General features: G+C 47.5%; 8 protein-coding genes. 6 read left to right on the forward strand and 2 right to left on the reverse strand.

Annotation, left to right across the window (positions count from 1 at the left end; translation table 11 throughout):
• Positions 1–20: 20 nt before the first annotated feature.
• Positions 21–1,442: an SLBB domain-containing protein gene (locus H6F57_RS11340; protein WP_190629868.1), complete on the reverse strand. Its 1,422-nt coding sequence runs from the start codon at positions 1,440–1,442 to the stop codon at positions 21–23.
• Between the two features lie 744 nt (positions 1,443–2,186).
• Here H6F57_RS11340 and H6F57_RS11345 point away from each other — a divergent pair.
• From H6F57_RS11345 to H6F57_RS11370, 6 genes are all read left to right on the forward strand, one after another.
• A complete protein-coding gene (locus H6F57_RS11345) occupies positions 2,187–3,014 on the forward strand; it encodes a WecB/TagA/CpsF family glycosyltransferase (RefSeq protein ID WP_190629865.1) in 828 nt (275 codons plus the stop codon).
• A gap of 143 nt (positions 3,015–3,157) precedes the next feature.
• Positions 3,158–3,580 carry a hypothetical protein gene (locus H6F57_RS11350; protein WP_190629967.1) on the forward strand — a complete coding sequence of 141 codons (423 nt, stop codon included), beginning with the start codon at positions 3,158–3,160 and terminating at the stop codon, positions 3,578–3,580.
• A gap of 62 nt (positions 3,581–3,642) precedes the next feature.
• Positions 3,643–4,728 (forward strand): GDP-mannose 4,6-dehydratase, encoded by a 1,086-nt coding sequence (gene gmd / locus H6F57_RS11355; RefSeq protein WP_190629864.1) that lies wholly within the window; start codon positions 3,643–3,645, stop codon positions 4,726–4,728.
• A 246-nt stretch (positions 4,729–4,974) separates the two neighbouring features.
• The gene (locus H6F57_RS11360) at positions 4,975–6,756 is read left to right on the forward strand and encodes a hypothetical protein (RefSeq protein WP_190629861.1); all 1,782 of its coding nucleotides are present in this window, start codon (positions 4,975–4,977) and stop codon (positions 6,754–6,756) included.
• A gap of 201 nt (positions 6,757–6,957) precedes the next feature.
• Positions 6,958–7,656: a sugar transferase gene (locus tag H6F57_RS11365; protein WP_190629859.1), complete on the forward strand. Its 699-nt coding sequence runs from the start codon at positions 6,958–6,960 to the stop codon at positions 7,654–7,656.
• Positions 7,657–7,904: 248 nt separating this feature from the next.
• Positions 7,905–8,885, forward strand: a complete 981-nt coding sequence (locus tag H6F57_RS11370) for a class I SAM-dependent methyltransferase (RefSeq protein ID WP_242024979.1) — start codon at positions 7,905–7,907, stop codon at positions 8,883–8,885.
• Positions 8,886–9,467: 582 nt separating this feature from the next.
• Here the strand turns inward: H6F57_RS11370 and H6F57_RS11375 are convergent.
• The gene (locus H6F57_RS11375; RefSeq protein ID WP_190629857.1) at positions 9,468–10,235 is read right to left on the reverse strand and encodes a hypothetical protein; all 768 of its coding nucleotides are present in this window, start codon (positions 10,233–10,235) and stop codon (positions 9,468–9,470) included.
• Positions 10,236–12,305: the final 2,070 nt, after the last annotated feature.

A 12,305-nucleotide genomic window follows, 5' to 3' on the forward strand; every position in this document is an offset into this window, starting at 1 on the left:
GAGTCTTTGCTTCGATAGCCTTAGTCAAATAAGTTGAAGATGCGGAAGGGCGCAGACAAGATATTTAAGAAGTTGGCGAGCGGGTTGGCTACGCTGCCCAAATTGTCTGAAAATGCGGCTAACCCCGATCGCCCGACGATAATAATGTCGTTGTTTTGCAGGGCAGGGTTGTCGGCGTCGCTAATGCCCTGGGCAAAGTCGATCTCAATTTCCCGCTGAGTAACGGTGCCGTCTGGATTAAGACGCACCAGCCCCACTGTAGTTGCTCTAGCCCGGGTATTAAAGCCACCAGCGGCCAAAATACCCTGGTTGAGGGGCGTATTGGGTGGTACCTCTACCAGCCCAGCATTGCGGACCTCGCCTACTACATTAATCCGAATCGTATCTGGCGCAAAGCTAGATTCAGCTAGGCGCGACGATTCTGCTGCGCCTACCGCTGCTGTTGCAGTAGGAATAAACACCGTATCGCCCTCTTGTAGCAGGGCATTTTGCTGGGTAGCTCCCATCTCTAGCAGGCTCCACAGGTCAACGTTGAAGATCTGCTCGCCTCCACTACGGGTGAGACGACGCACCTGTACCTGGCGAATATTAGCCATCGGCTTAATGCCCCCAGCAACTTGAATGGCATCGGTTACCTTTTGCGCCGCGCCCCCTGACCTGCTGCCGCCTTCTCCCCCTGGAATACCCGCATCTCCGGTACGGGTAACGCCCCCCTGTAGGGTATATGGCCCCGGGCGAAAGACTTCGCCAACTACCGCAATGTTGATGGGTGAGTTAGCGGCAGGGGCTATGCCAGCCTCAGCCAACAACTGAGCTTCTTCAAGAGGCACCAGGGTAGAGGGAATAAAGATGCTGTCGCCATCGCGTAAGGTAATGTCTTGGTTCAAGTTGCCGCTACTGACCAAGTCCCATAGGTTGACGTTAAACCTCTGAGTTTGACCATTTCGAAGCCGCTGCACCTGTACCTCTCGCAGGTTAGCGCTACGGGTAATGCCCCCAGCCTGGGTGAGCAACTGAGTTAGCTTTGGAAAGGTGGTGCCCTCATTACTGAGGGTATAAGAACCGGGCCGGTTTATTTCTCCGGCAACGCCAACTACTAGGGGGCGGCGGGCTAGCAGGTTGAGGGTAACCCCAGGACGCCGTAGGTACTGATTGTAGCGAGCTGTAATCCGCTCTCTGGCAGAGGCTAGGGTAAGGCCCAGGACATTGACATCGCCCACTACCGGCAAGGTTAGAGTGCCGTCGACTTGAACTTCAAACTCGCCGCTGTACTGGGGCAATTGAAAAAGGGTTAGCTGCATGCGATCGCCTGCTCCTAGCGTATAAGGTCCTTCAGGCTGCTGGGGCAGTGGTGCTGCCGGGGCTGATGGCCGATAGGGCTGACTAGGAGTTTGGGATAGGGGAATTGTGGCTGAGGCAGGAGCTGCAGTGCTGCCTGACATAGTTTGAGCCTTGCCCTCGCTGCATAACAGCAGGGTCAGGGTACCGACCAAAAAGAGTGGTACCTGAACTAGTGATACACATTTGAATGTAATAAACCAGAAGCCCATGCTTATACCTCACAAGGTCACCATCATGCTCTACGGCCTAATTTATCTACCTACCGCATTTGTTATTGATTCATATAGGTGGGGGAATATCAGGTAAATTATTGAACAGCTCATCTAATCCTTGTGAACAGAGAATAAATGCAAAGATCGCTTAAATAGAGCTTAGTATTTTCACGGACAGGTGAGTAGTGTGCCAAACTCCACCTCAAGTTACTATGATTGAACAATGTTCGGTCAGGGGTGAGAGAGAGATATTCCTCCAGCATTAACTCTCCCCCCTAGGATAGATGTATGTATCTACTGGTTCTGATTGTTTGGGTTGTTACTGAGCTGAATTTGGTGTTGAAGCCGACTCAAGCTTATGCTCCTAGTTAGCTCAACAGGCCTAAAGACAAGGTTTGAGAGTCAAAGTTCCTGAATGTAGGTCTGTAGCTGTCCCGGAGCAAACTTCGATACGCATTCTAAGGACTTGCCTGTGAACTTTATCAAATGAGTTTTCGTCACTATGTCAGTGATTAGGAGACTGAGGGGGGTGACATAGACAACTTTTCCTGACGTTAGCTTTTGTTGTGAGGCTTACCAAAGATTTTCCTTGGGACATCTACTGTAGATTTACCCATCAGAGTTTTTAGAACTATGTCAAACAAATGTGGCCTTGCCTGTAAGCCTAGTTTTACCTGTGAAAATGTTCTCGGCTTTTCGGTTGCGACCCAGCCGTTTATCGACCAGATCGAATTGATGATGCACTGGGCTCAGCAACGGCTAAGCCGGGTTATCTGCGTCGCCAATGTCCATATGCTTATGGAAGCCCACTGGAATCCATCGTTTGCAAATGTTCTGCACAGTGCTGACCTGCTGACTCCTGATGGAATGCCCCTGGTGTGGACCCTGAATTTGATTCGTAAAAGCCGTCACGATCGCGTGGCTGGAATGGATATCTTGCTAGAGACCTGTCGTCAGGCCTCCGCTTTGGGCGTAGGTGTCTATTTCATTGGCAGTGATGCCGATACCCTGGACAAAATGCGGCAGCAGCTAAAGCAAGATTTTCCGGATCTGGTGATTGCAGGCATGCGCCCGCTGCCCTTTCGCCCCTTAACTCCCGAAGAAGACCGCCAGGTGATAGAGCACATTAATCAAAGCCAAACGGGGTTTGTGTTTGTGTCTCTAGGCTGCCCCAAGCAGGAAATGTGGATGTATCAGCATCAACATAAGGTTCAGGCTGTGATGGTGGGCCTGGGCGGTGTGTTTCCCATTTATGCGGGACTACGCAAACATGCCCCCAAATGGGTACGCACCTCGGGACTAGAGTGGCTGTATCGCCTGGTGCAGGAGCCAGGGCGGCTATGGAAACGGTATGGAACGACTATTCCGCCATTTGTATATCTGTCGGTTAAACAGGTGGTTACGACGAGGGTTAGCCGTCGGCTCAATCGCATGTTTGGCGATCGCCTTCCCCAGGCTTAACTCTTTTTGCCTTTGGGATACCGTCTTTTCGTGATGCCGCTTTGAAGAGGAGCGCGTTGTCTAAATATTAGTGTGTCAATTACTTTCCTGAGAGTCGTACCTGTTAGCCAGATAATCTTTCTACAGCTAAGGATGTAACCATGGTGCAGACACGACGTAACCGCAATCGGTCTAAGCGACGGGCCATTTATTGCCCCAGCCACAATTGCTATTTAGATAGTGTGAGTCAAAAACATCCTTTACACGCCACAAAGCCCGAGCACCTACAGCAGCGGGGGATGGGACGTAGGCAGGCCCTGACGGTAGCAGCAGCGTTGGGTACTGTACCCCTGCAAGGGGAGTGGCTAGAGGCGTTTTGGTGCGACCACTGCCAGCAGAGTCAGTGGTACCACGTGCACAAAACGACGGCCAATGGCTACACGCTTAGTTTGGCTCCAGAGGGTCTCTGGCTACAGGCTTCGGGAGTAATTTTTCCGGCGGGGAACCCGACAGTGGGAGAGTTTACTCGCCGGGTAGCACGTCAAACAAGATTTGACGGGGTAAAAGATTTTTGCCGGATTGGGTAACAGAGTTGTGAATGTTTGACCTGTGGCGTTGCTTCAGTTTGGTTGTTTATTAAATCGTTTCTATGACTATGACTAAAAAGGCTCTCATTACGGGTATTACCGGACAAGATGGCTCTTATTTAAGCGAGTTGCTATTGGAGAAAGGCTACGAAGTCCACGGCATTATTCGCCGCACCTCTACTATTAATACTGATCGCATTGATCATCTCTACGAAGACCCCCACAGTGATTCAGCTCGGCTGTTTTTGCACTACGGCGACCTCACCGATGGCACCACCCTGCGGCGCATTCTTGAAGAGGTGCAGCCCATTGAAATCTACAACCTGGGGGCGCAGTCTCACGTGCGGGTGAGCTTTGACTCGCCCGAATACACCGTTGATGCGGTGGGCATGGGCACCCTGCGCCTGCTCGAAGCGATTCGTGACTACCGCCAGCGCACCGGCATTGAAGTGCGCTACTACCAGGCGGGCTCGTCTGAAATGTACGGCAAGGTACAAGATGTGCCCCAAAGCGAAACTACCCCGTTCTATCCCCGCAGCCCCTACGCCTGTGCCAAGGTCTATGCCCACTGGCAAACGCTCAATCACCGTGAATCGTACGGCATGTTTGCCTGCAACGGCATTTTGTTTAACCACGAGTCTCCCCGCCGGGGCGAAACCTTTGTCACCCGCAAAATTACTCGCGCGGTAGCCCGCATTGTCGCCGGGCAGCAGAGCAAAATCTATATGGGCAACCTTGATGCTAAGCGCGACTGGGGCTACGCCAAAGACTATGTCAAAGCCATGTGGCTGATGCTGCAACAAGACGAGCCCGATGACTACGTGATAGCTACCGGCGAAACCTACTCGGTGCGAGAATTTTTAGACATTGCCTTTAGCCACGTCAACCTCGATTGGCAAGATTATGTGGCCTTTGATGAGCGTTACCTGCGCCCTGCCGAAGTGGAACTACTTATTGGCAACCCTGCTAAGGCCAAAGCAAAACTGGGGTGGGAGCCAACCGTCACTTTTGAAGAGCTAGTACACCTCATGGTCGAAGCTGATCTACAGGCTCTGGGCCTGGTCACTCTCAACGGCAGTGGGGCTACCAGTGTGCTAGATCGAGCCACCCTACGGGCTGGGAGTGGCGAGAGGGTGGTCGTTGGGTAGGGTTAACTTATTCTCTTCTCTCTATCCTTAAATCATTTTTTGAAATCAGAGCTTCTAGGAATTTGAGCTTGAGGCGATCCCTCTGAGGTCTTCTGATCAAAGAAGCTTAAGCATGGGTTAGGGAATATAGCCAGTAGTACTCAATATTTGCTAGTAAATATTGAGTACTACTGGCCTATTTTAGGACAGCAAACTCTGGCTTTAAAGGTCGTTTTAGCTATCAGAAATCTTGTACTGGGATTTAGAATGGCTCACCTCAAGCAAATTATTTCCTTTCTCAATGAAGGGAATACTAGAGTATTTAAAGTCGTACTCATTACAGCATTCCTTGTAACGCTGGTCAGGCTTTTTGGCCCTCTGCTAGTTAGCTGGGACCTCAGCATTCAGCTAGAGGCTGCCCATCGCATGGCTCAAGGGTTGGGTCTCACAAACGCATTTTCTCCACAACAAGACCTGAGCCAGCCTCCTATCTCAGAAACTTTAGTTCATTTTCCGCCTGGGATTTCGGTTTTAGTGGCGGCCTTTCTCTATCTTGGCTTTTCTCTTGCTGTTTCTCTTAAAATAATCTACACCCTGACAACAGTCATTGGTTGGGTTGCTTGGGCTGCGATCGCTTCCCAATGCCTTGAAATCCCTATAAAAATTGGCGGCAAAACACTACCTGCCAACTTGATTATTGCAGTCATATTGCCCTTTATCTATACGCCATCTTGGACAATTCAAGGGACAGACATTTTTCTATGGGCAGGTGTACCTATAGTAACACTGCTGCTGCTCTACACTTTAAGAAATTCTTTTTCTCTGGGCGCTACTATCTTATTAGGCCTGACTATTGGCTTCCTGGTTTCCTTTCGCTATGCCAGTGGCTTTCTGTTGATAACAACTTTCCTTATAGCATCTTATAAATTCTTTCCTAAAATAAAGTCCATACTTGCTTTTTATGGCACATTTTCTTTATCTTTTTCAATTATAATCCTTCCAATTTTCCTCTTCAACAACGAGGCAAAAGCTCAGTCTAGCGCAAATTCCTTGAGCAGATTGGTCTATGACCACGGAGCAAAGAACTTAAGCGAAGATCACAGCAGTTGGATATTGGAATCGGTAAGCAAAATTTTTTCTAGCTTTTCTAGCTTATTTTTCCTGACTGGAATTGATCCACGCAGAATTCAAGACTTTTTGGCACATCATATATTACTAAATAGTATCGTTGGTTTATTTTTTTTGCTCTTATTCTGCTCTTTGCCTATCCTTCTGGTTCGTTATAGAATCTCAGCATACCAAGGTGGAGATAACGTTAGAAACTTTACGGCAGACATTTCTTTTTTGCTTTCTTGTGTGATTGTGTCTTTTATTATGTTCTCGGTCGCAATTACCCCTGTATTGGCATATAGCCCCCTCGTGATCGAAAGATACTATTACCCGCTAAAGTCATGCTTAATCTTAATAGCCTATGGAATCATCGCTATCCCTAGCTTTTCTCGGATTAGCAAGTCAATAGCAAAAATGTTTGTCATTATTTTCATGCTATTCAATACTGTTGCTCTAGCCTACTACAGTCACGCCTATGGCAGTAGATCGCTAGCAACACTACCTTTTGGGTTAGAACCGAGCATAAACTTCGACATTCAATACCCTAGCAACACTATAGTTGCCGAGCGTAAGGAAACCCTGCAATTTTTGGTTAAGCTCGAGGAGCAAAACCCAGATGCCCTATTTTTTGCTCAGCACTACCCTAGGTATATGGGCTACGCCAATTTTAGATACTCTCTGAATATTCGACGAATACCTGATCACCTCTTTTGGGAAAATGCTTATTTGAGCAATCCCACTAAAATTTTCTGGGTTATTGAGGGGGATTGTCCTTTAGTCTGCGCTTCTTCTGGTTTCTTTAATTCTGATAGTGATGTGCAAACTATCCCAGCCCTTGAATCTTTGCCCAACCTTGAACCTGTCTTCTTTAGCAAAAAAAATAGAACGAAGATAATGGCCACCGATCTACCTGCTGGTTATCGGTTTCAAAGTCGGTAGAGATTGATGAATTGACAAGAAAAATTACAGCACTCCCTAATTAATGAAGGTCTAATTTAACGCGTCTAGAAATATCTGGTTTGTGTTGAAACTTTTAGGAAATTAGGGCGTCGATATATTTATTACTGCATCTATGGGCCGGTCGAGAAACGTACGCATTTAAGATTTAGCCTCCGCGTACTTCTAACTTTTGGCAGACCTATGTTGCTTCATTTACGTTCGCTTTTTAGCCCTAAAGGGTCTGCTCTTCAGGCAAGTATCGTAGTTCCCGAAAGCGTTGGCAGGTTGCCTGTGCACCCCTCAGCAACATCATTCCTCAAGCGATGTCTCGATTTAGTAGGGGGGCTAATCGGGCTACTGATAACGTTAATTTTGCTAGTTCCCATTGCGATCGCAATTCAGATTGATAACCCTGGCCCCATTTTTTACAGTCAGTTGCGCTGCGGCTACCGGGGGCAGCCCTTTCGCCTCTGGAAGTTTCGCTCAATGGTCTCCAATGCCGATGAGCTGCAACACCTGGTTGAAAACCAGGCCCAAGGACTGATCTTTAAAAACGAAAACGACCCTCGCATTACTCGAATAGGTCGTTTTTTGCGGCGCACCAGCTTGGATGAATTTCCGCAGTTTTGGAACGTATTGAAGGGAGACATGAGTCTGGTGGGTACGCGCCCCCCTACTGTAGCCGAGGTGCGACAATATAAGGCTCACCACTGGCAGCGGTTGAATGTAAAGCCAGGCCTAACGGGCAAATGGCAGGCCCAGGGGCGATCGGCTGTAAAAGACTTTGAAACCATTGTCAAAATGGATTTAGACTATCAGGCTCAATGGTCGCTAGGGCACGATATACTTCTGATTCTAGAAACAATTGAAGCGGTAGTTTCTAGTCGAGGAGCCTGCTAGAAAGCTTCATAGGTGGCAATTTTAATACCCCTTAATCGTTAAATAAGGAAATTTTCCATTAAAGGGTTAAGCAGGGGGCTGAAAACAAATAATGCCATAGGCGTTAGGCCAGAAAGTTTGATTAGAAATATCAATAAAATTGCGAAAACTAATGCTCTTTTAGTGGTATTTTTATCTGTAGGTAGCAAAACTATCAACCTGAAAATCTAATGCGTGTAATAATGTTGAAAATCTAAACTGAAATGCTCATGGATGATGTTCTTGACTTGCATAGGTATCTTCCCAAAGAGATGCCAAAAGTTCCTGAAAATCAAGTCAAAATAGAACGTTTTTTGGACGGCAGGGAACAGCTTGAGCTTGTCGATGGCGTATGGAATTGTTGTTTTGAAAAGACGCCATCTATTCAAGCTAATAGTTCTTACTTCAGCAATCCCAAATGGGCTAAAACCTACTTCGACGCCTGCCATCGAGATGCTCTCTTTAAAGAGCGCTGGCAAGCTGCTGCGGGTAGTTGGACTGACAAAATCGTTGTAGATGTGGGATGCGGGCCAGGTAACCTACTAGCTAGCCTCGGCGGAACTCCCAAACTCCTGATTGGTATAGATGTAGCCCTAGGCTCGCTGGCTATGGCTCAGGCTATTGGCTATACCCCTCTTTTGGCTGACGCCCACGATATTCCTCTGGTATCTGGGTTCGCAGATTTAGTTGTTGTTAACGCGGCCCTGCACCACTGCGACGATATGCCAAAGGTGCTTTCAGAGGCAGCTCGGTTAGTGAGGCCAGGTGGACTTTTGGTTGTAGACCACGACCCGCAGCTTACGGGTTGGTACTATAGAGGGCTAGGGTTATTGCTTTATAAACTTCGCTTAGGGTTTATCTATCGCTTCTTCTTGAAAGATTTATACGTTCCAGATGAAGAGAGACTGAGTGCCCTGGCAACGGAAGTCCACCACCGGCCTGGACACGGGGTAACCCGAGACCTGTTTTTAGATACGCTGCCACTACTGGGGTTTGAGGTTAAGCTTTACCCCCATAACAATGCCATTGGTGCCGAAGCTTTGCAGGGCAAATGGGGCAAGCCACCCCACTGGCGTTATAGGATTGGGCAGCTTTTATCGGGTATAAACTGTTGGTCTGCTGATGCAGCGCTGACACTGATGTGTGTGGCAACCCGAAATCCTGCCAACTCAGAAACAGGGCGAGCCGCTCAGACTACTTCAAAGGTGTAACTAACTGGTTGGGCAAGACCAATGCACCTAGCACTGGTCTTGCCCAACCAGTTGATCTCAATTATGCACAGGGTGTGGGAGGTACCGATGGGTGTGGCTGGTTGGCTTTGTTGAGTCTAAGACAGGGCAGGCCTACTGGTGGATTGTGCCAACGCTTACCTGGCAACTGTTCAACCAAGTCCTAGCCGATTTCGCGAGGCCATCGCCAATCGGAGTTTCAAATCGTTAGACCAGCTAGAAAAGGTCGTGGCTTACCGGTGTTGGGTGTTGCTCAACCGCCAGGCGTTCATTTAAGGGCTAACGGGCTTTCGCTGGTGGATAGATGCCGCGAACTAATTATGTTTGTCTAAGCAGATTCGATATTAGCATTCAAACACTAGCCTGGTAGGCTAACGAAACTAAGAGAATCAAGCTACACCCTTATTTCCTTTGGTAGATGTGAAACAAAAACGTAGAACTTTACTAAAGCCCTCTCCAGAGCAGAAGAAGGCTTTAACGGCATATAAACCTTGTGCTGTAGCAGGCCAGAATTTCTAAATCAATCTCTCAACTGCGAAAAGCTGCCAGGTGATAACCACTCGTCTATTTGATTCTCCGAGATTGGCTATATTCAAGATGGCTTGGGAAATTTTCTTCAGGGGCAAACTTAAGCTTTAAAGCATAACTCTGCTCAGAGAGATATAACAATAGGGTGTAAATAACAATGACAACACCCAGCATTTCGAGGGTTTCTTCAACTAGAACACTTAAGCCTGTACTTCTTGAATGGTAAGACAAATAGGCCTGCACCATTTCAAACCCGATAGCTCCACCAAAATAAACAAAGGCGGATAAGACAAATTTTGATGAATAACGTAGAGGCAAATGCTTTAGGAAAGGTAAATACAAAAAGCTTAGGATCGCAAGCACTGGAATGTAAGCTAAGTACCACTTATAGTAAAATATTCCTTGACCTTGTTCTACATAAAAGCCCAAGATCGAGCCAACAATACCTTCATGAATTTGGGCGGCTTCATCAAGGCTGAGAATCAACAAGCAAGCTGCAAGCCCCCACCAATGCCAGGTATAGCGCTTCTTTAGGTTGGACTCGCAGAAAGCTATGAGACCACATAGTAAGGCCGCTATTAATAAATTTATAGCAGAAATATATGTCGGAAAATTGGCCTCGACACTCATATTGAAAAAGTTGTAGATTCCAACCAATGGTGTTGACTCTATATCTAGTAGAGAATTCAGTTTGCGTACTACTATATGGCCTAGTGATGCAAACATGACAATGCCCACTAAAATTAGAAAAATTCGGCGAGGATTAATCCCCATCTCTACGTAGAAAGGATTGGATTTTTGCATGGTAATAAAGGAATTAGGTTTTCAAGATTCTGAAAAAAATCTCGCAACGTAGTGATTGTGACCTTAGAACAACTCAATTGCGGTTCAAAGACCTGTTTGCCAGGTTGGGAGAGAGCAAAAAGATAAAATGCTACGTAACACTGCGTCTGAGGCCACAATAAATCCTAAAAATGAGGTGAGCTGAGAGGTGGTGATGATTGCTGCTTTTGAAGAGCAGTTCATTTTTTTCATTTCTCACGTGTGGTAAAAGGTTTAATCGAGCACCGCCAGGGCACGTTTGCATACGCCTTAGAGCCAAGCTACCGCCTGCCCCTCAAATGTAAGAATGGGAAGGTCTTATTTCATCTTCTCTTTACCTTGCATTAACCTATTGTCCGGATAGTACCTCAGAACTTTTCAAATGGGTAGTACTAAAGGGGGAATGATGCGTCGTAGTGGTGAATAAAATTCCACAACAGGCCAATGTGATGGCGTAGACTCTTGGAAAATGCCAAATTGTGCCTCACAAAGCGTGAAACCCGCTGCGTCAGAGTATTGTTGAACCGTTTTGCTGCGCAACGCTAGCGCAAACGATATAACTCGTCTTACCGCTCGGCTTGCTGACGACTCGGTGACGATGGCGAGGTATCACCTGCTGGTACGCCTCTCAAGCATCGGTATAGATGACAGCACACGGCCGATAGACCTTGGGTTAAGGAGTCCTAGCGCTGTTGTGCATTCTGGGCAGAGCGACCACCGAGATGAGCGCCGATAATCTCACGGGTATCGGCATCAAGCGCTAACTAAACCCTTGTTTGTTGCCCTTGTGGTCGAAAAACGACTAAAATTCGTCACATTGCACCGTCAATGGGCTTTTTTGGGGAACGGATCGTAGCCTGAGTGGGCATCTGAGCGGCTTTGTAAGTGACATAGTTTGCAGTTCTTGCTCGGAGACCTGAACCGCCCGAGCCATTCTAGCTATCGAGATGCGTTCTAGCAAGAGCCGGTCAATCAGTTCCCGCGTGGGGGTGTCGATGGTCTTATTGGTTGGATTTTCGATAAACTGACGACCGCAGTTGCAGCACAGCTACCGTTGCGACGTTGCTTAACGCAAGTATGATTTGCCCCCCGCCCCCCAATCCTGGGGAATATAGAGCCTCAAAGTCCCCAAAATTGGGGGATTTAGGGGGCCAGGCAAGTCTAAAGTTTTGCCGGTTCATTCCTCGATTCAGCAACGCCCCATTGCTTGCCCGTGTGGATGCGGCCATTTTTGACGGTTCGCTCAGAGGTGCAATCAGGGCAGCGAGGCATGAGCATCGTTGCGTAGCTTCATGACCACCCTAGCAAACTCATGATTACCTCTAGAGTTCTACCTTTAACATCTATCCGGACGTTTTTAAGATTTTTATACATATTTTATCAAACGCTTAACCATCCAAGAAGCTCGGCGTAAGCCACAGACGTTTCCGGTTGGGCGCTTTACCCTTATATAAGGAAGATAACAACTGCGGTTCTCTACTCCTTTGGAAGGGGGCTTTGCAGAGGGGCTTTGACGGTCGACTTAGATCTCAGTCTCTTTGCCCTGTTCTTGAACGTCCTAGGGGCGATCGGGCAGCATGCAGGACAGGTGTATCTGTGAGGTGGTTGCAATGCCTAAACGCTTAAATGAAGGGTTTATTCAGTATAGAGGATGGTTTTAAGCGTTTTTTGCATGGCTTATAATTCGCAAAACCTTTTATAAACGTTTGCTTAGTTAACTTAAAGGATGCAAGGAATGCTTTATAGGTCATAACAAAGACATAAGCCTTTCAAATGAGGGCTGAAGCTTTCCAGAGCAAGCCATAAGCTGCGCAAAGCAGGCTTTAATACTTTCTAGCAAGGGCTTGTTGCCTTAAGGAATTTTTCGGATCTTTTTGAGGGTCAATCAAAATCCAAGCATTCGAGGGTTTCTAAGTTTTACGGTGATGACAGCGGAATGTCGGAGCACATGCTTAGCGGAATAAAGGTGAAGTTTGGGCGCGATTGCCATGAGTATGAGATGGCGGGCGGTATACGACACTCTGATCGCAAGCGGCTTCAACGGAAGACAGC

This window comes from Leptolyngbya sp. FACHB-60 (assembly GCF_014695775.1).
GTDB lineage: Bacteria > Cyanobacteriota > Cyanobacteriia > Phormidesmidales > Phormidesmidaceae > Nodosilinea.